Source organism: Butyrivibrio sp. INlla21 (assembly GCF_900116875.1).
Classification (GTDB): Bacteria; Bacillota; Clostridia; order Lachnospirales; family Lachnospiraceae; genus Butyrivibrio.
Genome location: NZ_FPCC01000017.1, coordinates 24234 through 50941, shown reverse-complemented (window position 1 = coordinate 50941; position 26708 = coordinate 24234). Strand labels below are relative to the sequence as shown.

Annotated in this window: 20 protein-coding genes; all 20 read right to left on the bottom strand. The window is 46.6% G+C overall.

Going from position 1 to position 26708, the window contains the following annotated elements:
* Window positions 1-5 precede the first annotated feature (5 nt).
* The gene (locus BM377_RS10635; protein WP_092247889.1) at window positions 6-2192 is read right to left on the bottom strand and encodes a class I SAM-dependent methyltransferase; all 2187 of its coding nucleotides are present in this window, start codon (window positions 2190-2192) and stop codon (window positions 6-8) included.
* Window positions 2176-3600 (bottom strand): ABC transporter ATP-binding protein, encoded by a 1425-nt coding sequence (locus BM377_RS10630; RefSeq protein WP_092247886.1) that lies wholly within the window; start codon window positions 3598-3600, stop codon window positions 2176-2178. The genes BM377_RS10635 and BM377_RS10630 overlap by 17 nt, the downstream gene beginning before the upstream one ends.
* Window positions 3601-3642: 42 nt before the next feature.
* The gene (locus BM377_RS10625) at window positions 3643-4692 is read right to left on the bottom strand and encodes an ABC transporter permease (protein ID WP_242948150.1); all 1050 of its coding nucleotides are present in this window, start codon (window positions 4690-4692) and stop codon (window positions 3643-3645) included.
* Window positions 4689-5234: a dTDP-4-dehydrorhamnose 3,5-epimerase gene (rfbC, locus tag BM377_RS10620; RefSeq protein WP_092247883.1), complete on the bottom strand. Its 546-nt coding sequence runs from the start codon at window positions 5232-5234 to the stop codon at window positions 4689-4691. Before rfbC ends, BM377_RS10625 begins: the two co-directional genes overlap by 4 nt.
* A gap of 89 nt (window positions 5235-5323) precedes the next feature.
* Window positions 5324-5797 carry a hypothetical protein gene (locus tag BM377_RS10615; protein WP_092247880.1) on the bottom strand — a complete coding sequence of 158 codons (474 nt, stop codon included), beginning with the start codon at window positions 5795-5797 and terminating at the stop codon, window positions 5324-5326.
* A gap of 108 nt (window positions 5798-5905) precedes the next feature.
* Complete coding sequence (gene rfbA / locus BM377_RS10610) at window positions 5906-6775, bottom strand: glucose-1-phosphate thymidylyltransferase RfbA (protein WP_092247877.1); 870 nt, start codon at window positions 6773-6775, stop codon at window positions 5906-5908.
* Window positions 6776-6834: 59 nt separating this feature from the next.
* Window positions 6835-7920, bottom strand: a complete 1086-nt coding sequence (gene rfbB, locus BM377_RS10605; protein ID WP_092247874.1) for a dTDP-glucose 4,6-dehydratase — start codon at window positions 7918-7920, stop codon at window positions 6835-6837.
* A gap of 81 nt (window positions 7921-8001) precedes the next feature.
* Complete coding sequence (locus BM377_RS10600) at window positions 8002-9507, bottom strand: hypothetical protein (RefSeq protein WP_092247871.1); 1506 nt, start codon at window positions 9505-9507, stop codon at window positions 8002-8004.
* A 116-nt stretch (window positions 9508-9623) separates the two neighbouring features.
* Complete coding sequence (locus BM377_RS10595) at window positions 9624-13367, bottom strand: glycoside hydrolase family 25 protein (RefSeq protein WP_092247868.1); 3744 nt, start codon at window positions 13365-13367, stop codon at window positions 9624-9626.
* A 1003-nt stretch (window positions 13368-14370) separates the two neighbouring features.
* Window positions 14371-16143: a hypothetical protein gene (locus BM377_RS10590; protein ID WP_092247866.1), complete on the bottom strand. Its 1773-nt coding sequence runs from the start codon at window positions 16141-16143 to the stop codon at window positions 14371-14373.
* A 3-nt stretch (window positions 16144-16146) separates the two neighbouring features.
* Window positions 16147-16497 (bottom strand): DMT family transporter, encoded by a 351-nt coding sequence (locus tag BM377_RS10585; protein ID WP_092247863.1) that lies wholly within the window; start codon window positions 16495-16497, stop codon window positions 16147-16149.
* Window positions 16487-16858, bottom strand: coding sequence for a transporter (locus BM377_RS10580; protein WP_092247860.1), 372 nt, complete (start codon window positions 16856-16858; stop codon window positions 16487-16489). Before BM377_RS10580 ends, BM377_RS10585 begins: the two co-directional genes overlap by 11 nt.
* A gap of 62 nt (window positions 16859-16920) precedes the next feature.
* Complete coding sequence (locus BM377_RS10575; protein WP_092247857.1) at window positions 16921-18126, bottom strand: SGNH/GDSL hydrolase family protein; 1206 nt, start codon at window positions 18124-18126, stop codon at window positions 16921-16923.
* A gap of 2 nt (window positions 18127-18128) precedes the next feature.
* Window positions 18129-19727: a DUF6056 family protein gene (locus BM377_RS10570; protein ID WP_143104500.1), complete on the bottom strand. Its 1599-nt coding sequence runs from the start codon at window positions 19725-19727 to the stop codon at window positions 18129-18131.
* A gap of 462 nt (window positions 19728-20189) precedes the next feature.
* On the bottom strand, window positions 20190-21260 hold the full coding sequence (locus tag BM377_RS10565; protein WP_092247851.1) for a hypothetical protein: 1071 nt from the start codon (window positions 21258-21260) through the stop codon (window positions 20190-20192).
* 71 nt (window positions 21261-21331) lie between these two features.
* Window positions 21332-22807 carry an MBOAT family O-acyltransferase gene (locus BM377_RS10560; RefSeq protein WP_177223859.1) on the bottom strand — a complete coding sequence of 492 codons (1476 nt, stop codon included), beginning with the start codon at window positions 22805-22807 and terminating at the stop codon, window positions 21332-21334.
* Window positions 22808-22844: 37 nt separating this feature from the next.
* Window positions 22845-23558 (bottom strand): IspD/TarI family cytidylyltransferase, encoded by a 714-nt coding sequence (locus BM377_RS10555; protein WP_092247845.1) that lies wholly within the window; start codon window positions 23556-23558, stop codon window positions 22845-22847.
* Between the two features lie 3 nt (window positions 23559-23561).
* Entirely contained in the window at window positions 23562-24518 is a 957-nt protein-coding gene (locus BM377_RS10550) for a LicD family protein (protein ID WP_177223858.1), read from the bottom strand.
* Window positions 24519-24617: 99 nt separating this feature from the next.
* Window positions 24618-25448, bottom strand: coding sequence for a hypothetical protein (locus BM377_RS10545; protein ID WP_092247839.1), 831 nt, complete (start codon window positions 25446-25448; stop codon window positions 24618-24620).
* A gap of 66 nt (window positions 25449-25514) precedes the next feature.
* A complete protein-coding gene (locus tag BM377_RS10540; protein WP_092247836.1) occupies window positions 25515-26708 on the bottom strand; it encodes a DUF6077 domain-containing protein in 1194 nt (397 codons plus the stop codon).

Genomic DNA, 26708 nt, shown 5'->3' with positions numbered 1-26708 from the left:
AGGGATTACTCCTCGTCTAAATAGTCGTCAAGCTCATCGTAATCGGCGTCTTCGCGGCGCTCTTTACGTTTATTCTTAATCTTTCTTCCGATCTTGCGGATGATACTGATCTTTTCCTTATCGTTATCTTCATTGGACTTAACCGACGCAGCGACCGCATCCGCGGCGTTCTTGGGAACAAGCGTCGTAAGAAGCTTAAGCACCAGCTTATTGTTTTCCTTAACGGAAAGTCTGCTGCTTGTAAGATCAAACTCGATATTCGGATCGTCTGAATTAAAGACAAAAGAATCATCGCTCAGCCACTCGCCGTTGCCGGGATTAACCGAAATATCAGCCGTTCCGTCCTCAATCGAATCATCATTCCAAGTCGCATCAAGTATAGTCACAAGACAAGGTGAAAAAGCCGGATCCACACGAAGCGTCTTGCATGAAGAAGGCACCTCGATATTAAGTGTCACGATATTTTTCTCATCGTACTGCTCCTCGGGGAAGATCGAATCATCCTCGGAATAGCCTGTACCCTCGTCCATATATATCTGTATGCAATCCGCAGCTCTTGCTGCCTCAGGGTTCATCGCAAGCTCTTTTGGCACGATGACCTTGCGTCCTATATCTTTCCAGATCTCTACCATGGACTTGCGATTACCGGTCACATACTTCTGGAAAGCATACTCCTCTTCGAGGAGCACCTTCATCTCTTTGTCAGAAAGACCGAGTTTTTTGAAGATAGGCTTGGGATCAAACTTCTCTCTTTTCCTGTCTTCAAGTCTGTAGCAGTAAAGTGCTCTCCACACCTGCTCTTTTGCAGGGATACACTTACCGTAAGTCCACTCATAATCTATTATAGTCCAGATCGGACCGTTAACCATAATATTGCTGAAGATAAGGTCGTAGTCGGATACCGGATAATCCTCATTGTGCCTGATCCTCTTGACGTACTCGGCGATAAGAGCATTGAAGCCCTCCATATCGTCCTTATCAATGCACTCATCAAGAACGGAAGCAAGCGGTACACCGTTGACAAAAGAAAATACGGCGCAGCCCTCGTTCTCGTCTATCTGGCAGTCATTGATCTCCAGATCGCCGCCGTGGTACTTCTCTTTCAGTCCCGCATAGGCGTCTCTGATACTGTATACATGCTCTCTTGCAGCTTCCGTAAGAGGGAATTTCTTTATAACCTTGCGACCGTTTCTGCCGATCGCGATATCCGTACGGATCTTGAATTCATCAACTCTGTCGTTGCTGTACTTACTGTAGATGGTGTCAAATCCGGGTCCGATTATTACTTCAAAAGAGTTTGCAAACTCAGGATACAAGCCGTCTTTAACAAGATCCTCGTAAGCGTGCTTCTCATTAAACAAAACAAGCCTGTCTCTGTCGAAGTTTCTTACATTGTCCTGAAGCTCTCCGAACTTCGGAAGATACGAATCCGAGTGAAGCAGCGTCATCAGCTTGTAATCGGGATAAGGATAATAGAAATGATAATCGTTTATCCTGCATCTTTTGAATATATTGATAAGACCGCCTCTTGTGAAGGTCTTGGCTACGCTGTCCGCAGTATAACCTTCGATTCCGGAAAAGTACGTTCCGAGGTGATCTTCCGTACATCCCGCAAAATACTTAAGTCCGAGGCGATTCTCGATTGCGATTACGATACGTCCGTCCTTTTTGAGATGTCTTTTAAGCATCAAAAGAAACTTCTCGTAAGGGTTCTCGGTGCCGATGTATCCCTGTCCGTACTCAAACACACCTATCAAAAAGATAAAATCAAAATCCTTATCGAGGTCGGGTTCGATGTCGCGGAAATTGCCGACATGAATGGTAACGTTGTCGCAGTCCTTGTTCCTTGTCGCATTGATCTCGGATCTTCTTCTTGAAAGATCGCAGGACACGACCTGTCCCGCCTTGCTTGAGAGCATGCCCGTGATGGCGCCGCAGCCCGATCCGACTTCAAGAACCTTGGCGTCCTTGCTCATCGGGATCCACTCTACGATGTTTGCTCTCTGATCCGAAAGATGATAGAGAATAGGCCAGCTAGCGCGTTCCTCGATTATCTTCTGATACTCGTCTTTTGTATGATTTTTTACAATGTCAAGAAGGTCGTTCTCTATAGCACCGTCGCTATAAAGATCAACCCCTGAGTAATGTTTGAAGTTCAGCGTAACGCTTCCGATCTTAATCTGTTCCTGCATCTGCGTCTTTCACCTTACATGTTGTGTTCATGTCATAGTAGCCTACCGTGTTCTTGTCGGAAACTACCGTGATATTTAGTGCATCATATAACCTGTGATATACGGTAAAATCATTCTGTTCAAAGCCCGTAACACCAAAGCTTAGAAGGTATTCGCCGCCCTGGAGAGACATTTTCTGGGTAAAAGAAATTTCTTTTACATCACCTTTTTTGACAGGCTCAAGGAATGATTTCTCAACCATTGAATTGGTACCTGTGATCTCGATACCCATTATATTCTTGAAAGTAAGAGCAAAAATGGGCGCCGCAACGTCCTCATTGAACTTAACCTTCATGTGAACCGTAAACTCCGTTCCTTTTACGATCGAATTGGACTGCACTCCGTTTGAATCGGTCACGTAATAATCCGTGATCGTTGCTGCTCCGTCACCGTACTCGAGAGTGTCGGGATTGGCTCCTGCCTGCGCGGTGGGTGCATCTGAGGCCGGGGCTTTGACTGAGCCGGACTGTGATGCCTGAGCATTTGAAGCTGCGTTTTTGGCTGCGGCATTCTTGGAGTTCTTGGCCGAACTCTTAACCTTGGAATCAGCTCTTTCATCTGCCTTAGCTGCGGCATTTCGGATATCTTCGTCATCGAGAAGATTGCCCTCGTCACCGCTCGGAAGCGGATACTGTCCTACAAGAACCTGCTTGTAGATATCGATCATCTTCTTCGGTGTTCCCTCTCCAAGGAGCACGCCCTGGTTAAGAAGAACCGCTCTGTCACAGTACTTACTGATACTTGAAAGATCATGTGACACGAAGAGGATTGTCTTTCCCTGTTTCTTAAATTCCTCAAACTTGTGATAGCACTTGGCCTGGAAGAACACGTCTCCTACAGAAAGCGCCTCATCGACAATGAGGATCTCGGGATCGATGTTTATCGCAACAGCAAACGCAAGTCTTACAAACATACCGCTTGAATAAGTCTTGACCGGCTGATATACGTAATCTCCGATGTCTGCGAATTCAAGGATCGCATCCATTCTTTTTTCTATTTCTTCTTCGGAAAAACCGATCATCATACCGTTTAGGTAGATGTTGTCGATTCCGTTGTATTCCATGTTAAAGCCTGCGCCCAGTTCCAAAAGAGCTGAGATATGGCCGTCTACGTTGACTTCTCCCGATGTCGGTGTAAGGACACCTGTGATGATCTTAAGGATAGTCGACTTACCCGAACCGTTTGTTCCGATAATTCCGACAGTCTCGCCCTTTTTGACCGTAAGATTAACATTGTTCAGGGCAAGCTTTTCCTTGAACTTCTTTTTCTTGGCAAGTCCGAGTGAATCCTTGATCCTGTCCATCGGCTTGTCGTAAAGCTTATATGATTTAGTGAGGTTTTTTACCTCGATAGCAATGTCTTTGTTCATGTATAAATCTCCATGCCACGCCACTGTGGGCGCCGCGGCTTATTAAAGCACATCCGCAAAATGCGGCTTAAGTCGCTTAAACAAAAGCGTTCCTATGCAGAAAAGAACTACAACACACATCCAGAAATAAGTGGATGAGTAGAAGTGTTCAAAGAACCATGATTGGCCGTAGATCGAATTCCTGTAGCCCTCAACGATATAAGCCATAGGATTGATCTTGATGAAGACTTTTATGAGATCCTCGTAAGGTCTTAATCTGTCACTGTCATGCACATGAGTCTGCATGATATCCGTAAAGCTCCAGAGAATAGGTGTATACCACTGGAACAACTGAAGTCCGATATTTATGATCTGAAGGAGATCTCTGAAAAAGACAACCAGCGCGCTGGTAGCATAGCTGATGGACAAAACAAGTATGAACTCACAGCCAACATAATATATAAGCTGAAGCCAGTAAATGCTCGGCGGACATCCCATGCACCATGCCATAATAAGAAGCACTGCCAAAAAGAAAATATGGATAAACATAGCCGCGATTATCTTGATAAGCGGCAAGATACTTATCTTAAAAAGAACTTTTTTTACAAGGTAGTTGTACTCAAGAAGTGCGGTAGTTCCGTTGGTGAGCGCCTCAACAAAGAAGAACCACGGAACAAGACCTGCGGTAAGAAAAAGAACATACTCAACCTTAACTCCGCCTGCGAGATACTGCGCTTTCTGAGTAAATATATATCCAAAAACGAAAGCATACAGCATAACCGTAACAACAGGCTGTACCATAGCCCAGACAGCACCCATAACAGAGCCTGCATATCTTTTCTTAAAATCATTTACTGAAAGTCTCCAGATAAGCTTTCTGTTGTGCCAAAGCTCAATTGGAAGAACGGTCAATTTATCATACCAAAACGAGACCAGTACACAGCCCACCGTAAGTAAAAGACATCCGCATATCTTTTTAAGGTGCTCTGAGTGTTGGTCTGCAAGAGGATTTTTGTGCATTACCAGTAACAGCATGAATATAACCGCCATTACATAGAAAACGCCCAAGAAGAATTTCTTGGGGGGCTTTCTAAGATTTAATCCCTTATTCAATATTCCTTAATTCCTCCCCACTTAGTGTCCTTGTCGGAAAGATTGAGCTCTACGCCGTCAATAAGAGGCCACTCTACTCCAATATCGGGATCATTCCAAATAAGTCCACCCTCGTCATTAGGATGATAAAAATCCGAGCACTTGTAAGCAAACTCGGCATATTCCGATAAAACATAAAATCCATGGGCAAAACCCTTGGGAATAAAGAACTGTTTTTTGTTCTCGGCAGATAAAGTAACTCCGAACCACTTACCGAAAGTCTTGGAGCCCTTTCTGAGGTCAACGGCTACGTCAAATACTTCACCGTTGATGCAGCGTACAAGCTTATCCTGAGGAAACTCTTTCTGGAAGTGAAGTCCTCTTAATACTCCCTGCTTGCTAGCCGACTGATTGTCCTGAACAAATTCAACATCAATTCCTGCTTCTACAAAATCATTCTTGTTGTAGGTCTCTACAAAATAACCTCTGGCATCTCCGAAAACCTGCGGAGTAATAACCTTCAGTCCTTCAATTTCGCATGTCTCTACTGTTATCTTGCCCATTTTACATCTCCGATTGATATGTTATTTATTTGATCGGTTCACGCCGCACAGCAGCTGCGTTCTCCGAATTCTACCGGTCCCCCGGTTTTTCAATTTCCCGCTGCAGATCCAACGGGTGTTCCCTCAACGGGAGGTAATGTACTTCCTGTCAAAGGAAGCTCGTCTTCATCTATAGGATTGGGATTTTCAAGCTCGCCGCCCTTGACCTTGCCCATACCGACACGCTTTTTGTCGGAGCCGTCATCTTCCGAAGATGCTCCCGATGATACACTGTTTGCGGCATCGGACTCGTTTTCTTTTATCACGACGATGGCAGGAACCTGGTCGTTCTCGTCAAAAAACTCGTCATCATAAATGAAAGCGTCGAGATTGTCACCTATCTGATCACCCTCAAGCATTCCGTTCCCGGATACAAAAGACGCTGCGCTGTCCGCATCATCATTGCTTCCTTTGCCCGTGAGCTTGTTTATTTTATCTGCATTAGTGGCGTATACGATCACCAGTACAAGGATAAAGGCACTTATGATCGTGAGGATCGCCATGGTGAATACACGTTTGTCCACTATTGTGCCCCCTTCACAAGGAACTTCCACATCGCGTTGCTCTGTGGAAGACGTTCGCACTAGACTCCAAAATACGTCGTCAAGTGCTCACAGCCAAGTTCTCACAGCTTACAGCCCGTTAGCTACCTCTACAAGATACTTACCGTAGTCGGTCTTCATGAGTGGTTCTGCGAGCTTAAGGAGCTGCTCCTTATCTATAAATCCGCGCTTATACGCGATCTCTTCGATACATGAAACGTAAAGTCCCTGTCTCTTCTGGAATGCGCATACGAAATCAGCCGCATCGAGAAGGGAATCGTGATTGCCTGTATCAAGCCATGCAAAGCCCCGTCCCATTGTCTCAACGTGAAGAGTTCCTCTTCTGAGGTACTCATTGTTGATGCTTGTGATCTCAATCTCGCCACGAGCAGAAGGCTTAACATTCTTGGCTATATCAACAACATCGTTGTCGTAGAAATAAAGTCCGGGTACCGCGTAGTTGCTCTTGGGATGCTCGGGCTTCTCCTCGATACTGATAGCCTTTCCGTTCTCATCAAACTCTACAACACCGTAAGCTCTGGGATCGCGAACATAGTATCCGAAGATAGTCGCACCCTTTTCTCTTGCGGCAACATCTCTAAGGAGCTTAGAAAAGCTCTGTCCGTAAAAGATATTGTCTCCAAGTACAAGTGCTACAGAATCGCTTCCGATGAACTTCTCGCCGATGATGAATGCATCCGCAAGTCCTCTGGGCTGATCCTGAACAGCATACTCAAAGTGCATGCCGAGCTGCTCGCCTGTTCCGAAAAGATCTTCAAAGATAGGAAGGTCTCTGGGAGTTGAGATGATAAGTACATCTCTGATACCTGCAAGCATAAGTGTTGAAAGAGGATAGTAGATCATAGGCTTGTCATAAACAGGCATGATCTGCTTGGAAATCGCTCTTGTAAGGGGGTAAAGCCTAGTTCCTGAGCCACCCGCCAATATAATACCCTTCATTTGTGTAATCTCCTATAATTCCACGGTTGGCGCATCACTGCGCCACCGCAATTCATACATTATTTGTTTGAATACATTGCATCATAGTACTTCTCGTAGTCACCGCTTGTAACGTGCTCCATCCACTCATGGTTCTCGAAGTACCACTTGATTGTCTTTCTGATGCCTTCCTTGAACATTGTCTCAGGCTCCCAGCCGATCTCGCTCTTGATCTTGTCGGGCGCAATCGCATATCTTCTGTCATGACCCTTTCTGTCTGTTACGTACTTGATAAGGTCGTAAGAAAGGTGTGCCTTTCTGGGATCTGAATCGTCAAGTTCTTCCTTGAGAACGTCGATGATAGTCTTAACGATCTCGATGTTCTGCTTCTCATTATGTCCGCCGACATTGTATGTCTCGAAAAGTCTGCCCTGTTCCTGAACCATGTCGATAGCCTTGGCGTGATCCTCAACATAGAGCCAGTCACGAACGTTCTTACCGTCGCCGTATACGGGAAGATCTTTTCCTGCGAGTGCATTGTTGATAACAAGAGGAATAAGCTTCTCAGGGAACTGGTAAGGTCCGTAGTTATTAGAGCAGTTTGTTATATTAGCAGGGAACTTGTATGTGTCCATGTATGCCTTAACGAGCATATCGGATCCTGCCTTACTTGCTGAGTAAGGGCTGTGAGGATCGTAAGGAGTTGTCTCATAGAAATAAGCATTCGGATCGTCATCAAGTGTTCCGTAAACTTCATCAGTTGAAACGTGAAGGAACTTCTTTCCCTCCTTGAAAGATCCGTCGGGAAGCTCCCACGCCTTCTTGGCAGCATTGAGCATTGTAGCTGTACCAAGAACGTTGGTCTGAACGAAGATCTCGGGATTAACGATAGATCTGTCAACGTGGCTCTCTGCAGCGAAATGAACAACTCTGTCTATGTCGTTCTCTGCAAAGATCTTGTCGATTGCCTCTCTGTCTGTGATGTCGGCTCTTACGAATGTGTAGTTATCGCGATTCTCAACATCTCTGAGGTTCTCGAGATTGCCTGCATATGTGAGTACATCCACGTTGATGATGCGGATGTCGTTGTCATACTTCTTAAACATGTAATGGATGTAGTTAGAACCGATGAATCCGGCTCCACCTGTCACAAGATAAGTTCTCATTTCTTTTTCCTTCTTATTGTCCTTTCAAAAAAGATAAAATCACAATGAAACTGTCATGAAAGCATAATTTTGACAATTACACTAGCACAGTATACCACAAGTCAGAGTCAAGTAGAAGAGTCCCATTGTGTAACACATATATCTTGGCTGCGGAAATATCATAGAGCCCGTAACCACGCAGTTTACGGCGACTGCCGCAAAAGTTATAAACGATAAAAGCAAAAAAGTTCTTCGGCCGTTCGTCACATTTGTGCCCGCACCCTGCGCAGCCTTCAAAGCCAACATGATAAATATCGCAAGGTAAAAGAAATAGATCAAAAACGAAGCTTTTATAAGTGCCGCGGGTCTCATGTTTGCCGCCGATATTACAAAGGCCTTCAGTACATTTGCGGTAAATACGTATTTTACCGCGCCGCCTTTTTTATGGAAAACGTCACTGATGTCTTTTTTCAAAAGAGTCTTAAAAAGAACTCCCTCTACCGCATTTTCTTTTAACTGAGCCTTGGTACCTTCCAGCTCCGGGAAGTTCTCCGCCACGTATTCATCGCACTTAACCTGCACGACGTCAAAACCGATCACATCGTAGCTGTCCGCATAATGTGAAGCCATAGCTGCCCAATCGCTGTTAAAGATTGTCGATTCTTCTTTTTTCTCATAGCCGGGTGCAAAATCTATCGTCAGCTCTTTTTCCTGCAAAGTATTGTAGATCTCCTCATAGAGCCCGGAAAGATTCGGATAATCCTCGGATTCATCATACTTGGTAAAAAGATCTTTATCCTCAGCGGACGCTGTGTAAAGAACCGTATCAAGCCCGCCCTTGCTGTTTCCGATGTGCTCCGCGAACTCGCCGCGCACACAATAATTGTAGATCCTGTCCGCACCGCTGATACAAACATATGCAGCAAAAATCATAAGGATCGTGGTAAAAAGCTTGTGAAGTCCGTTGTTTTTGATCGACATAAGATAAACCACAAGCGCCGTACCGCCCCAAACAATGAGTAGGATCAGCATCTGCTTTCTTATGCTCGCAGCAAGGATCGCAAGCAAAAATGTTTTGATGAGATTGGCGTTACTGAAATTCCTAAGAAGCTTCCACAGATAAATGACGAACATCACAAGAATCGGCATTGCAAGTGCCTCCGTCATAATGCACTCAGAGTACATCGAGCCTCTGTTTGCCATTAATCTGTTGAGCGCAGAAACCGCGAGCTGCGTCGCGATCGCAGTGTAGCCCAGGAACAATGCCTTTTTTTCGTTAAGAAATCTTCCGGCTTCCTCATAAATTTCTTTTCCGAGTCTGGCTGTAACGTGCACCCAGAGCATAGTCTGGACAAGGATCACAGGGAAAAGATATGAATCAAGGCCGTACATTTTTCCGGACCAATCGAATAATTCAAATATCTTTCTAAACAGCAAAAGGAACAACGGATAAACCGGTTCCCTTGAAAAATCCATACTCGTATAACTGGGAGAATCGACGCACCAAACAGGCCCGTCGAACAATGCAAATCCCGTATAAAAAATAAATGGCAAAACAAAGGACAACGTCTCGAAAGACGCATATCTTCGCATACTACGTCTGCTCATATTTTCCTCCGGAAAATAGATTCGGGGCGATAATGAAATTGCTTCGCAAAATCGCCCCTCACTCCTGTTTCATTTTCTCACGCCCAGCGCAGCGGAGTGCGCAGGGCTGTATCGCATTACCTGTACCAAGTGTTCATGTCTACGTTTCCTGAAATTCCGGATACTTTGCCCTTGGATGTGTACTGCCACATATCGTATCTTGTGGCGTTGTATGTCGGAGTTGCCGCATACTGTGCAAGCCAGATCTTGTAGCCTGTAAGCTGACTTGTATTGATCTTACTTGTAAACCAAGTCTTGTTTGCGTATACACCTGCCTTGTAGCCTGCGTTCTGAATTGTTCCGCAGAACGCCTTGATGTTGGCTGTACGCTGAGCCGTGCTGATTCCGTCGCCTCGTCCGTTAGAGCCCTCAACATCAAGATATACGGGATATGACAATCCGTATCCCTTGCAAAGGTTGATAACCATTGATGCTTCCTCAACCGCCTCAACTTCGTTGACAGCCTGAGTAAAGAAGTATACTCCAACTTTGATTCCTGCTGCCTGCGCCCCCTTCATGTTGGCCCTGAAAGTAGGATCCTCAATAAGCGCACCCGCAGATGAACCTCTGTATCCACATCTTATTATAGCAAAATCGATTCCTTCGTTCTTAACTTTCTTCCAATCGATCGAACCGTTCCACTTACTTACGTCGATTCCTCTCGATCCCGAACCGCTTGAAAGAACACCGTCAGCGCCAAACGTATACTTCGCACCCTGAATTACCTGCTCTCCCGTAACGTACTCATGATCCTTCTTAAAGAAGTAAGTCTTTCCGTCAATCGTCTGCCAGCCGGTGTATTTGTATTCCTTTGCCTTAGCTTTTCTGTAAAACTTTCTGTTAGGATCAGCCAGATAGTCTGCATATGTTGCTTCTACATACTTTCCGTCGGAATTCTTGATGTACAGAATATTTCCGTCTTTATCCTTAAGTGGTTCATTGTCTGCTACGGTAACCTCTATTGTAGCCGCGTCATATCCGTCTGAAGAAATAGTTATCTTTGTTTTACCTGCGCCCTTAGCAATCAGAGTCTTACCATCTATATCTACAATCTTGGTGTTGTCAGATTTAATACTTACTTTGAGGTCCTTGTTAAGTCCTGCATCAGTAAGATTATATTTCTGATCTTTCTTTAGGGTTATCTTATCGGTATTTATAAGTTTGCCCTTACCAACTACTGATATGGCTATCGTCTCAGTATTATATCCGGATGCTTTTACAAGAATCTCAACTTTACCATCCTTCGCTTTCAGACCTTTTATATTCTTTCCACTTAGTTCAACAAACTCTGAATCCTTAGAGTTCTTAAGTTCCAATGAATAATCTTTAGGATCTGAAACATTAATATTCATTGTCTGACCAACAGTAAGTTTATCTTTATAGCTTAATGCCATATTCTTTAATTTGGCATCTTCAATACTGATGGCAATAGTTTCTGTATCGTATCCATCTGCTTTAACTAAAATCTCAACGCTAGCCTTCGCTTTAAGTCCCTTTATATTTTTACCACTGATTTCAACATAATTCTTATCATTGGCATCCTTTAATTCCAGTGAATATGATTTGGGATCAGTGACATTTACTGTCATTGTCTGTCCTACAGTCAACTTTTTATTCCAGCTAAGCGCCATTTTCTTGGGTTTATTGGCTTCTTGTTTTTTCTTCTCTTCCTCTAATCGCTTCTGTTCTTCTTGCTTCTTTTTCTCCTCTTCTAAGCGCTTTTGCTCTTCCTGCTTCTGCTTCTCTTCTTCCAGGCGTTTTTGTTCTTCCTGTTTCTGTTTCTCTTCTTCTAAGCGTTTTTGCTCCTCTTGTTGTTCTTTCTCTTTCTGTTCCTGAGCAAGTCTCTCCGCCTCTTTCTGCTTTTCTATCTCTTTTTGCTTCTCAGCTTCTTCAGCCGCCTTCTCTTCGTCTGTTTTCTCATTTTGATTATCGGTAGTGCCGGTTGAAGCACCTGAGTCCGTAGAATTATTTTTGTTTTCCGGAAGTGATGAATCATCTCCAACTGCTGCGAACAGCGCTGTTTTTACAAAAGTTCCGGGGGCAAATAAAGCATCATTCTTGCTATACTTTTTAAGATCAATTTCATCATTATCAATCTTTTCGTATTCACCGTCGCCTTCACCGTCACCGATGGGAGTTTTTGTGCTCTCTACCCACTCAACCGTATCTTTTAAAACAGATTCAACCTGTGTCTGAACAGCCGTATCCTCTTTTGCAGCATTGACCTGAGACTCTTTCTTGATCTCGTTGCTGACATCGACTGCCTTCATCTCCACAGTGTCTTTTACATTAAGAGTTTTGGATGTGGTGTCGAGATCGTACTTGGCGTAGTCTCCTGTGAGCGCAATGGGAGTAACTTTGTACTTGCCGGCCTTGAGCTCTTTTTTATAAATGATTCCGTCCTTGTCGTCATCCTCGAAAGTCGTGCTTGATCCGTCGGGAGTTACAACGTCAACCTTGAAAGGTACGCTGGCAACAAGCTTGTTGGTCTTGGAATTTACAAACTTAATCTTCATGTCGCTCTTGATGGTAGTAAGGCTCATGTTGATCTTAACGCCTGCTGCGTCGTCTTCCTCTTCTTCCTCTTCTTCCTCTTCTTCCTCGTCACCTTCTACCATCTCGGCTGTCATGCTCTTAGCCTTCTCAGCGTCTGCCATAGCAATAAGTCCACTCTGACCGACCACCTGTGAATCGCCCATGTTTGAACCAATTTCGGCAAAAGAGCCTATCTCTTTATTTCTGCCGACCACTGTGCTAAAGAAAGATACAGCTGCAATGATACCTGCCAAAATAACAACTCCGACAGCCGCAGCAGTTCTTTCAACCGCACTCGTTCCTTTTACAAATGAAAGGAAACGCGCAAAAGCGTTGTCTCTGTCATCTCTGTCTTTTCTATTTTTCTTTCTTGAATCTTTGCGAGATTTCGCAGATTTCTTGGAACTCTTTAAACTCTTGCTCTTAGACGATCTGCCCGCAAATGCAGCGCCCTTATTTCCGCGCGCAGAAGCAGAGGCATAACGGTCATCCTCGTCATACCTGTCATAATCGTAATCATCTTCATATTCATCATCCGCATAGCGGTCATAGTCGTAGTCATCGTCCGCGTAACGATCGTCGTCTTCATCCTCGTAGCGATCTTCTGCGTCACGGTAGTCTTCATCATCGGCGTAGCGGTCATCAGCGTCACGATAGTCTTCGTCATCAGCGTAGCGGTCGTCTTCGTCTCGATAGTCTACATCATCGGCGTAGCGGTCGTCTTCGTCTCGATAGTCTTCATCGTCGGCGTAGCGGTCATCTTCGTCGGCGCGATAGTCTTCATCATCGGCGTCCTCGTAACGATCATCCTCGTCAGCGCGATAGTCTTCATCATCGGCATAACGATCACCTTCAGTGTCCTCGTAGCGCGAATCTTCCTCATCGGCATAACGATCGTCGTCGCGGTAATCCGCATCGTCATCATAGCGATAATCGCCGTCTTCATCCTCGTAGCGGTCATCCTCGCGGTAATCTACGTCGTCTTCGTAGCGGTCGTCACGGCGTCTGTCATCTTCATAGTAACGATCATCGTCACGATAATCACGCTCGTCATCATAACGAGCGTCGTCTTTATTGTAATTGCGATCTACATCGTCATAGTCATCACTGTAGTAATCATCATCTTCAGCGTAGTCTCTGTCGTCGTAGTCGTCTCTGTCATATTCGTCTTCAAAGTCTTCATCTTCGTAATATGAGTCTCTGTAATCCTTGAAGTCGGTTACTTTCTCTCTACGTCTTGCACCGGCTTTTTTACCGGCGAACAACCCAAATTTCTTCTTTTTCATACTCTCTACCTAACCCTGCCCGCCATATATTGACGAAGCATATTCTCCTCATTTACCCAAGTGCCATTACAAAAAGGCTTGAAACCTGTATTTTGTCGTGATCAGTTTCACTGTATTAGTCCTAGTAATACACTATATATTGTGATTGTATCATCAGTGTACTGAATAGACAAGCCCTTCACAAAAGAATCACAAAACATGTGTTGCACAACGTCCTGAAGGCTTGCTTACGGGTTCTCAGGCGTAAACTTCATCTCCCCCGTAAGTGCACGGCGATTTTTACGGGTGCTCGGCGCATTTCTTTTCTCCACCCGTATGCCCCCGGCAATTTTTACGGGTTGTCAGCGCAATTCTTTCATCCACCCGTAAAGCCCCAGCAATTTTTACGGTGCTCGGCGCATTTTTTCTCCTCCACCCGTATGCCCTCGGGAAGAAGTACCGCCTACACAGCAAAATCTCGTCTCAGGCGGTGCGCCTCACCAAAAAAGTACCGCCTACACAGCAAAATCTCTTCTCAGGCGGTGCGCCTCAGCAGAAAGACACCGCCCACACAGCAAAATCTCTTCTCAGGCGGTGCGCCTCACCAAAAAAGTACCGCCTACACAGCAAAATCTCTTCTCAGGCGGTGCGCCTCAGCAGAAAGACACCGCCCACACAGCAAAATCTCCTCTCAGGCGGTACGCCCCAGCAAAAAAGTACCGCCGCAAGGGCTCAAACCCTCTCGCAGGCGGTACATACTACCAAAATTCCACATATATTAAACTTGTCGCGTCAGTACACAATTCGTCATCGCTCCCGCAACGCATGGCGCTCGGCTTGTAGCCGTTTGACTTGTCGCGTCACTACACAATTCCTCATCGCTCCCGCAACGTATGGCACTCGGCTTGTAGCCGTATGACTTGTCGCGTCAGTACACAATTCATCATCACTCCCGCAACGCACGGAACTCGGCCTGCAGCCGCATGAATAGCGAAAGTGCCGGGCCTGGCTTCCTCGCCTTTTCTCAATCCACCCACACCGTGTAGTCGTGGTCAAGGACGTAGATCGAATAGCCTTCGACATCATCCTCTTCGATAATCGTGGGATGCTGCGCAGCCAGGAATTCCGCGAAGTCCTCATCGCCTGAATCGCTGACAATATAGCAGGTCGGGCCTTCGCTTGATCTGTACGGCGGATACCATGTCTTGTCGGAAAGCCACTTGGCGCCCTGCATCTCTTTCATAGAATTGACGGCGCGAACCTTGACCTTGTTATTGCTCATAACCGTTATCGGATTGGCGTGGTTGAAAGTAGAATAACCATACTCATAACCATGGTCTTCCATCCAGCGGGCAACCTTGACGGTAGCCCAATCAGAAGAATTGTCGTTCACGATAAGATCTTTGTTGAAAATATATGCCTTATCCGTTCCGTAGACTATAACAAGCGCAGCCACCGCGAGCGCAACATAGCTTGCAATCATCATGCCGTTTTTGCCACTGCGGTTTCCGGCTTCAGATTCATCGCCTTTTCCAATGCGGTTTCCGGCTTTCGATTCCGCAAGCTTGCAATTTCTCTTTTCAAGCAACTCTTTCAAGAAATGCATAAACAGCGCGACTCCGATGCCGACCACAAACAAGATCATAACATAGTAGCGAGGCGCGGCCTCGGCCGTAGTGAATGTCGAAGAAAGCATACACACGATAACTCCGAACGGAAACGCAAGCATGCTCCAGAACGGAGAACTTGCGGGCGCTCCCGCGCACGCAGGCGCAAGCTCTTTTCCCTCCGCCGAAGGTAATCCCTCCGCTGCGGCTCCCGCGCCACCTTCCGCGCCGGCCAAGCTTTCTTTTCCGCCCGTCAAAAGTTCTTTTACCATGAAGAAATATCCGACCGCGGCGAGCACGCAAAACAGTGCAACAAGCACCGGCATATTTTCAAAGCTGATTACATCAAGGAAAAAAGGCCACACATACTCTACAAACTTCTCGCCGGCATGCCTGATATTGCGGCTTGCGCCGAGCGTGTATGAGCCGACGATCTTGGTCGCAAATACCGACAAAAACGCAGTAGACAAGAGCCAGCCAAGTATCTTGAAATTGCTCTGCTTTTCTTTTTTTATGAACGAAACAAATCTTCTTACGATCTCGACTCCGAGAAGCGGCATGTAGCAAAACAGCGCGGCATGCATGCCCTGAAGCCCGTTAAGGAACGACAGCAAAAGCGTGAGCCCAAAGACCCACAGCGAAACTTTGTCTTTTTTAATTGCCCTGTTATAGAGGATCAGCAAAAGAAACAGCGTAATGAAATGCACGACGTAGTACGCCGCGTACAGAAAGATCATTTGCTGGATGTCGTCACTCGTTCGCATAAGCGAAAACGACAGGATCATCGCAGAAATCACGCCGACATGCGACAATCCGACCTCATTCAGGCAGACATACATAAGCCATGCCATCAGAAGAAACAAGATAACTATCGCAAGTCCCATGGCAAGATTCATGTTTTTTCCGACGATGGGATAAATAAACGAAGCCAGATTCGGCGCCATTATCACATAATTATGCGTCGAGACAACCCACGTATCGGGCTGCCTGAAGCCATTTTCAAAAATCCTGACACCAAGAAGCGTCTCAGATGCGATATCCGCGTCCATCCTCGCCGTGTAGTGCCCAATGTCTGCGGTTGCATAAGTCCACAAGATCAGCACCAACACCGTGTCCAGAAGCAGCAGCGCCACGTGACGAGCCACGCTCTGTATTCTGTTTTTTTTCGCATCTATATTAGTATTTACCATAACTCACCCAAGTAAATTAAATACCGCGATTCCGCTGAGTATCAGCACAACGCCCACGAGCTTGCGCGCACTGATCTTTTCCTTAAAAAAGATCCTCGACATGATCATGACGATGATATAACCGACAGGCTCCATGACAACAACGCCCATGTAGCCGAGCGCTTTTTCGTCGTAGCAAAAAATCGAGATCACCATAGACAGCACGAGTAGCATGTAACCGCCGATGACAAGCGCGTTCAGATACTCTCGGATTATATTCGGATAATTTTTCTCCGCACTTTTTTTCAATAAAACCTGCGACGTTGAGGCAATCAGCTCTGCAAGCAGCATCAGGAAAAAGAACTTATTTATCATTTTCTTTTTCCTCCTCACCGCTCAGATTCATGACCATAACACCGATCACGACAAGCACGACACCCACAACCTTCCAAGGCGTGATACCTTGACTGAAGATTACAAAGTTCCAAAGCATAGACCACATCAGGGTCAGCGCTTTATTCGCATATGCGATCGAAAGCTGGAATTTCTTGATCATCTGCTGCCAGACGATAGCGTAAACGCCCAGAATAAAGAACTCCAGGCCAAAAAACAAAATATATTTCCAAGACAAAAAAGCATGCTTGGATGCAAGATTTGCAGCAACTGTCGAGAGCGAGTAAATCACAACCGCGCTCTGGATCTGCAGTATGTCTACAATTCCAATCTTCTTTTTCATAACACATCCTCCCGGCTAAAAGAGCCGGCTCTTTTTCCCAAATAATTCTTATACAAGTAAGATTACTCAGCTTCGTCAGCTGTGTCCGCAGGATAGATGGCTTCCACAAAATGCTGAGCCATGTGCTTATTGCAGGCCGCGTTGACGTGAACGTTGTCAAGAAGCCACTCCGAGCTGTTGTCCTCGTGGATCGTTCCGTAATAATTGTCGATAAAAGAAACACCGGTGTCGCCGGACACATCGATCATAAACTGAAGGTATGTCGTGAGCTTACCGTTACCGAAATCAACTCTGTCGCCGCTTACAAGCGCTCCCGTCGAATCATACGCATAGCACATCGGGAATGACATGCACACGATCCTGATGTAAGGATACTTCTCCTGGATCATCTTAATTCCCGCATAAAGCGCACCACTGTAAGTGATAACATCGCTCTTGTCATCGGGGTTAAGACCGATCCTGCCGTTCAGATAATCCTGCGCGTTGTAGAAAACAACAAGCGTATCAACCTTGTCAAAATCAAGCGCCGCAAGTGCCTCCGCGCTCTTATCGTACGTCGAATCCTCAAACTTCTCGGCAGAAGAAAGAAGATTAGAATAATCTCCGTCCGCTATCGCCTTGGCAACATTGTAAAAGCTGAAAGCATCAAGCGGATATTCTTCGCTGTATTCTTTGTTTTTATTTGCGATCGTTGTTCCCGGGAAGCCTGCATTTATGCATGTTGCGCCAAGTTTCTGCTGAACCTGTCCCACAACTCCCGACTCTTTCATATCGTAAGTGATCGCATCGTTACCAAGGAAAAGAATCGTCTCCTCCTCGTCAAATGTATGTCCCGCTTTCTTTTCATCGGGTAAAAGAAAAATCTGATCAAGGATCTCTACCTCATAACTCTCACCTGTATTTCCCTCGATGATCGCAGTTCCCTGATTCCACTTCCAAAGCGCAATTGCTGAACCTCCAAGCACAGCAACGATAACACCTATTGCAATAAGGTGCGCCCAGATCGGAATCTTTCTTGTAGGACGCTCCGCGGGTTCAACGTAGTCTTCCTCGTCATCATAGTCCTCTTCGTCATAATCTTCCTCGGCGTAGCCCTCCTCGTCGTAGTCTGCGTCGGTGTAGCCATCATCGCCGTAATCAGCGTCATAGTCTGCGTCGTAATTCTCGTCTTCAACGACATCTCTGCTCTCGTTTACTTCAACGTCGTAATTCTCATTCTCTTCGATCTCAGGATTGATATTCCCCTTATTCATTTCGTTCTCTCCCATGATCAGTCCTCCTTCCTAGTATTAACGATAGATTTAAGGCCGTAGGCCTTGGCAATGTCTTTATTAAAATTGCTTGTCGGATCTTCCGTCAGGTAAAAACAATAGAAATTCCTGATCTCTTCCGGATGCGTCGGCACGTCAAGTTCAACGTCCTCGCCCTCCATATCCGCAAAGCTGTCGATCATCGCTTTTGTTTTATCGTAGTTTTCTTGGAACTCTCCCAAGTAGAGCTGCTTGTCCATCTTTAAAAAGATGTACTCTCTTATGTTATACGGTGTTGTGACAAATAGTGCAAGTAATACTGCGGCCAATGCGATAAGTACAGGCTTCTGAGCTTTCTCTTTTAACAAGTCAGACAAAAGAGCTCCAACCGCAAGCGCAAGGTTTCCAAGTGCGATATCCATGACCACGATCAAGATGTAGAAGCATCTGTTCGGCATCCAGCCTACGCCGTAGCCCATAAGTACAGGGAATACGGTCACGAACGGCGTAAACAAAAGCATCGCGGAAAGAATTGCGTAGGCGCGGGTGAAGCACTTGCTTTCCTCCGGCGCCCCGGCGTCGTCATGCGGCTGCTTGTCTTTGGCTGTTGCTGTGGTTCTGCTTCTCCGGAAAATCGCGAAGCCCGTGATGATGAGCGCAAGAAATACGCAGCCGTAGTTCTTGTTTATAAAGAGCCATCTAAGCGCGTAGATGAAATAGCCCCATGTATTGCTGATTCCGTCGATAAGTGTGAATGACTCGCCGCTTTCAAGATCCAAACGAATGAAATTGCCCGGCGCCGCCGCATTTATCAACGCTCCGCCAAAGCAAGCAAGAAATACCGATATATTCTTCCTATCAAGTTTCTTGTCTTTTACCGCGTAGAACACAACTATACTAAGCACAAGCCAGCACACGGTTCCCGTGATCGCAAGTGAAGCTCCGACCGCGCAAAACCCAAGGATCGCGGATGCGATGTAGAGGAGCTTTGCCTTTGAGGTCATCCTATCCGACGGTACTGCGGATACTCTGCCTTCTGGTGCTGCGGCTCCGAATTCCGACTTCCGCGCGGTTTCGCGGTCGTTTGCAAGAAGCAGGAGCGTCACCGCAAACATCCCAAGTGACATCGGGAAGCCGTAAACGCACGCGCCAACGAACCAGTAGAATATCTCCTGAAAGGCGTCAAAGCCTGTAATTACAAAGGTTGCTACTGCAAGAATAAACACCCTTGCGGTAGCCGAGTTTACTTTTAACTTGCCAAGAGCAACATATACAAATGATAAAATCGATGCAAAAGCCATCACTGCATTGATGAACATGACCACTCTAAGCTTCGGGAAACCACCGTGAATAAGCGGGTTAAACAGCGAGCCGATGAACGACGTGAAGTATGTTCCCTGGTGATGTACATATATCTCATAAGAGAATTGCACCGCAACGATAAGCCTGTGCCACAGCCCCTTTGCGCCTATGCCGGTCCTCGCGTACCAGTAATCATCCGATATCGGCACCGTGTACAGCGAAGTCACCAGCACCGTGCCAATCATGACAATCAGCGCCAGTACCGATAATATCAGCAATGCCCGTGATGCAATTTTCTTTGTTCTTTCTGAATTCATATATTTCATACCTATCATAACTGCCGGAATTTATCTGCCAGATTTCAATTTTCTTTAAGCTAGCAGATGTTTTATCCGGAATTTATCTGCCTATATTCACAATTGCTCAAAAGTAGCAGTTGTTTTTCACTGTGATTATCTGCCTATATCTGCAATTCTCCAAAAGTAGCAGTTGTTTTCCACCGTGCTTTTCTGCCTATATTGGCAAATCCTCAAAAGTGGCAGTCCCTCACCTCAAAAATCAACTGCCTATATCCGAAAATTCTCGAAAGTGGCAGTCCCTCGCCTCAGAAATCAACTGCCTATATCAACAAATCTCCGAAAGTGGCAGTACTTCACTCCGAAATTCAACTGCCTATATCATCAAATCTCCGAAAGTAGCAGTCTCTCGCCACAAATCGAGCAACCTCGGCCGTGCCAACCGATTCAACCTAAGCCCGCACCCGCAGCCGCCGCGCAAGCTCACCACTCCTGCGAGAGGAGCGCCTCGAAATCAAATCCGCGCACCATCTCGTCCATCTTCGACAGCTCTTTTGCCATCTCATCTTCTGAGTGAATCTCGTGCTCGCCGCTCTTAAAGCATTCTACCATAAATCTATTAATCTCGGGCTTGTAATGCGAGTAATCCGCGTAGTTGTTGAGGTCCAGCACCTCGTCAATATTCTGAAAATAAAACAGGCGCACATTGTCATATTCCAAAAGCCGCTTCGCCACGTACCTGTACTGGTTCATCGTCGCCTCGTACGTGTTCTCGCACAGCACATTGTTCCAATAAAGAATGCTGTAGGGCGGGAAAAAGAAATAGAACTCCGTGTCGGGATTGGCCCCAACAAACGGCAAGATATTTGCCTCAAGGTTGCGCTCCGTCGCCGGGATAAAAGAGTCCTCGGATGCGCTCTCAGCCACAGCCTCCGGCTTTTCGTAGTTGTGCATAACCCACTGAATGTTGTAATAATCGGGCGTCCACCAGCTAAAGTATATCTCGGAAAGATCGGAGCCCTTGCCCTGGATCACGGGCTTCAAAATATATTCAAACAAAACATCCTTGTTGAGCACGTACTCAACATCGTTCAGATAATTGTCGTCGTAAAGGTACTCGGGGAGCGGATACTTGATCTCGTCCACGTCCGCCGTCATAGTCGGAATGTCCGCTGCAATGAACACCGCCTTCATGCCGCGGTTCCTGCGCGCATAAGTATTCCTATCAAAAACAATTGATAAAATATTGTTGTCGTCTTTGGGATAAGCCCCGCTGTAGCTAAGCTTGACCGTATCCCTTCCAAGCAGCTCCTTGAAATCGTCCGTGTCAAAATTCACCGTCATCGAGGACCCGATAATGCATGAGTCGTAGAGCATGTTCTTTGCCATGCCCGGATTCTGGCTCAGCTGATTGTCGACAATGTAAGGGAAGCCCTGAATCGGCGCATGATAGTGAAAAAACGGATCCACGTAAACAACAAGCGCCGCCACCGCCACCGTCGCCGCCACAAGTATCGCTATTAAACTGATGAAAAGATTCCTATACTTCTTCATCTATAACCTCTGTAAAAAGATTCTTTGTATCGCCAAAGCTCGCCCGCGCCCCGGCCCTCGCGCCGTCGCGCTTAGAAATTCATATACAAATAAGTCGCAACGCCGCCGAAGCTCAGCACGCACCACAGCAGCAGGAACGCCGTAAGGAGCGTCGTGCGAATTCCGATCTTGCATTTCCTCGTGTATTCAATAGCATTTGGGCAAAAGAAAATGATAATGACTGCAAACGCCGTGAACAGCCACAAACAAATGTCCCAAGCAAAGCTTAGCTTCATAAGCGGTGTCACTTTGATGAAATACCAGATCTCATCAAGATTAAAGCCGTCCGCAAAAGTGCTGTAGAAAGGCCTGATTCCGCCGAATATCATACGGCCGAAAATGCCGATCGCATCCTTTACGCTCTCCGCCCTGAAGAAAACCCACGCAGCCGTCACATACAGGAAGTTCGCGAGAACCGCAGCCGCATGGCCTATGCGAGTCTTCGGCGCCTTCTTCACCGCGCGTGTGATCACACTCATCACGCCGTGCATGAGGCCCCAGACGATGAACGTCCAGCCGGTTCCGTGCCAAATTCCGCTCACAAGGAACACGATCAGAATGTTGACGTACGTGCGAACCGCGCCCTTTCTGTTACCGCCGAGCGGGATGTAAATATACTTGGTAAAAAAGTCCGTGAGCGTGATGTGCCATCTTTTCCAGAAATCCATAATATTCACTGACTTATAAGGCGAATTGAAATTCACGACAAGTCCAAAGCCCATCAGCATGCAGACCGCCGTCGCAACATCGCAGTAGCCACTAAAATCAAAGTAAAGCTGGAACGAATAAAAGAACGCAGAAAGAATAGCTTCCAATCGTCCAAGTACCGCGATGTTGGAAAAGCCGTAGTTTACCGCCTTTCCGAAAGTATCCGCAAGAATCACCTTCTTAAACAGACCCATGGACAAAAGAAGCATCGCACGCATCACGTTTTCCCAATCAACCTTAGCTACGAAGGATTTCTTTTGCTCTGCTACGAAGTCCTTGTAAGACATGAGCGGACCTTGAAGAATTTTAGGGAAAAAGAGAATGTACGAAAGGTACGTAAGAAAGTCGCGGCCGAAGAAACCGCCACGCGCCGCGCCGCCTCCGGCGGACGAATCCTGAACCCCCGCGCCGTCAGCCGCGTTACATCCGAGCACTGCCTCGCCCCTGTACACATCGACTATGAATGAGATCTGATTGAAAATGTAAAAGCTTATCGCGATAGGCAAAATCAGCCCCGAAAATTTGAATACCAAAAGAAGAAGGACGTCCGCGAGGATTCCGATCGCCAAAATAATCTTGGCCGGGCCGGCTGCGCCGCAATCCTTCTTAACCGCAAGTCCACGCACGATCGCGGCGTTCCAAAGAATACTCGCAACAAGAATCGCAAGATTCCTAAGCCCGAACAGGCCGTAGAAAACCAGCGATCCCGCGATAATCCATATATTAAGAGCAAGCTCTTTTGAATTGGAATCAGAAAGAGCCCGCCTGAGCAAACAAAAACCAAGTATGAAGATTGGCAAAAAAAGCATCACAAATCCATACGAATTAAACAACATGTTATTTTAACCATTCACTTCTCTTGCTGATAAGAAGCGCCTTGAAAATATCGATATCATCAACCGTTGTGAGTTTGATGTTCTTTTCCGAGCCTTGAGAGAAAAAGACCTTGCGGCCGAGCTCGATCATGAGCGTGCAGGAAGCGACTGAGCTTGTGATGCCCTTTTCGAGCGCTTCTCTGTGAAGGTCGCAGATCTCGCCAAGCTTAAAGCCCTGAGGAGTCTGGGTTCTCTTGAGGTTGTCTCTTGGGTAAGTCTCCTCGCTGTCTTCGCCGTTTGACGTTGTGAGCATGGCTTCCGCGCAGGGAATCGATGTGATCGCATTTCCGAACTGCTTGGTCTTCAAAAGACAATCCGAAATGATCTCAGCTGAGACCATAGGACGGATTGCGTCGTGAATAAGCACAATGTCGTCTTTGTCGAAATGTTTTTCCAGCTCATAAACACCGTTTCTGATAGAGCCCTGGCCGTTTTCTCCGCCAGGCACAACAATGTCAAGTTTGTCTATATTGAACTGTCTCGCGTAGGCTCTAAGCATCTGCTCCCAGCCATCAACGCAAACAACCGCGATCGAATCGATCTCGGGATGGTTCTGGAACGCCTCGAGCGTGTACACGATCACGGGCTTTTCATTAACCGTAAGAAATTGTTTTGGGATGTCCTGGTGCATTCTCTCGCCGGTGCCACCCGCAATTATAAGTGCTACTGTTTTCATAAATTACTCCTTTATCACGTTCACGTGCATCGGAACGCGCTTGTCTTCCGGTGGAAGACTCATGTAGTCGCCGTAAGTCTTCTTAAGCCACCTGTCGTGGTGCTTGGGAATCGGGAATTCCCTGCCGCGGATCTTCGCGGTGTCGGGTCCGTAGATCAGATGCTCCGCATCGAAGTCGAGGCCCCAGTATCTGGGATCAGGCTGCTCATTACTGATGAAAAGAGTCGTCTCATCCGCTGCCTGTGCGGCAGTACCCGCCGAAATACCGTTCGGCGCGCTGCTCATCTCTGATGAAACCGCTTCGCCCTGAGTCTCGCCCGCCTGCAGGCCGCCCTGCGCTGCGCTTGCCGCGCGCTTCGCGACGCCGCCGAGGGTCTGAAGCTTCATGTACTTGCGCGCGATCACTTTAAACGGCACGAGCTTACCAATCGTTGTGAGGACGAAGGAAACAACCTTCATCGCGCCGCTGAATTTGCTGTAATCAACGTACGGTCTGTGGCCCATCGCAAGCGCGTATAACAGCTTCATCCTGACAAGCTGCCACTTGTGATTGTCCGCCTCTTTATCAAACACGAAAAGATCCAATGTCGGGTGTGAATATCTGTGATCATAGAAATCCTCCGCACCGAACGTCGTCTCCTCGTAGGTAAGTTCGCTGTCAGATATCTTTGTAATAAAGTCAAAGAACTGCGGATACTGCTCGAATCTAAGGAGCTTAAAGCGAGGATCCGCCTCTTTTTCATAAACTTCCAAAAACTTCTCGTAGTCTTCTCGGAGGAAGAGAATATCCACATCGTCATCCCACGGGATGAAGTCCTCGTGCCTCACGGCGCCGAGCATTGTGCCCCCGTGAAGATAATACTGTATATTATATTTCTTACAAATTCTGTCAACCTCGCAGAGCATCGCAAAGTCCGATTCATGCACTCTGTCGAGGTACTGCTGTACTTCTGGTTTCATATATTTTACTTCCATATAGTTTTTAAATGATGTTCTGCTCTCGCTTTGCTCGCCAGAACTAAGTAGTACAGCACGACTCAAAAGGACTGAGTCTGCTGATTACTTATCCTCATATATATTATACCCATCCACCGTCGCAACGAGCTTCAAGCCCAGCGTCGTGAGGTCAGTGTCGATCTTGCGACCTTCTTTGAGGACGATGTATTTGCAGCGGACATCCGCATTGCCGTTGCCCTCAGGGTCACGCGTTGCTGCGACGAGCTCCTTGGCGTTTATAACTTCAGGCTTCTCCATCGCATCGTAAACCGGGTGGAAATAATCCTTATCCGTCCAATCCGTATAATCCCTCCCGTACGGCATCTTGATGTCAGTCGTGTACTGCCTTACAAAATAAACAAGCTCTGTCGGGAAAGCGACCACGACCTGGCCTTCGCCGTTTGCATCCTTTATCGCATCGCAAATATTGATTGCATACTGCGGTATGTGGTACATGTTCTCGGCTTTGGTCATATACCTATTCGTATAGATAAGCGAGCCCGAAAGCGCGATCACCGGCACCGTAGCAACCGCAACCACTGTCTTCACCGTATACCTCTTAGCGCGCGATATCAACAGGCACACCGCATAAGTGATAACAACATACACCGGCACCAGCCACAAGATCCTGTAATAAGTCTCCCCGACCGGCGGATCGATCTTGCTGACGTACACCCACTTCGTCAAGGGAAAAAGAAATCCCGCAATCACCACAAGCGGCGTAAATCCCAAAAGCACTCTCCTTGCCACATTGCGCTCACGAACTGCGATGTAGATCGCCGCTGCAAGAAAAAGAACTATATACAAATACGCTCTGAAATTGTCTAAAGGTTCGCCGTAGCCGCCAAAGTACTGGCGAAGCGTCACCCAACATTCTCTGAATATTCCGTACATATCAACCTCAATCGATAAATGACATCATCACAATGCCAACTGTGCTCACACACTGCCACCTGCGTATCAGTTAAAAATCGTATGCAGCAATCCGCGCTTGAGCAGCAAATAAATTCCGACATACACAATGCTTGGGATCACCGAAACAGCCGCTCCCAAAACAACCGTCTTTCTTTTAGATACGATCAAAAGAATCAGCGTAAGGAGTGCTATGAACACCGGCCCCAGCCCTGCCCCAAGCGACGTACACATACCGGCAAACATATTCACCAAAGTCAGCATGATCCACCAAGGCGCTGCGACTTTCGCAGTCTCTTTAAGGCCGCCTTGCACTTCTCTCACCTTCTCCACATCCTCAAACATAAGTAAAAAAATCCAGAGTATCATCGGAAGTCCCAGGCTGCAGAAAAGCGTCTTGCCCTGCCAAGTCCTCATCAGAAGGAACGTCGCCGGCGTGTTGATCGACACATTTCCGAACATCATAAGTAGCGTTATGAATATCATAAACACAGGAACAAGCTCTTTTCTCCCCGTTCCGTCTTTTTTATCTTTAAAAAGAACCTTCGCAATCTGATAATAAACGAAGTAAACAAGCGGTATCACAAAGAGCGGCATAACACTGTGCGCAACAATCGTCGCATGCACTCCCGAAGCCTTGGCCACAAACCCAATCCACATCGTGATCACGGCAAGAGCATGTCTGTACTCATGGCTTAGAAGATTCGACCTTCCAAGATACGGATTCACCGTGTTCATCACATCAAGCTGCTGTGCCTGAAGCGACTGCACCACATAATACGCATCGTCTCCGTCAAACGGCGCATAGACAAGGCTCATCACCATCTGCAAAAGAACCAGTGCGATAAATATACCAAAATAAATCTTGGTATCAATCTTCATACTCTTAAGATCACTTACATAATCAAGCGAAGTCTTGATATCGCGAGCCTCCGCATCATCTTTTCCTGTAAAAAGAAATCCGAAATACCTGCACGCACCGAGCACTGCAAGCACCACAGAAATCACTCCGTATATCCACGTACAGTACTTAAAAGCGTCGTACTTTATAAGAATCATGCAGGGAATCGAGATAACTTCGAACACAGCGAAGTAGATCAAAAGCCCCAAAAGATACGTGATACCAAAGGTTCTGCGTTTTTTATCACTTGGCAATATGAAGTTAAATAGCTGTCCGATAAAAAAGGGAACTGCCACCATCCAGAAGATGAGGCGTACCACGGACCACGCGATCTGCACCAT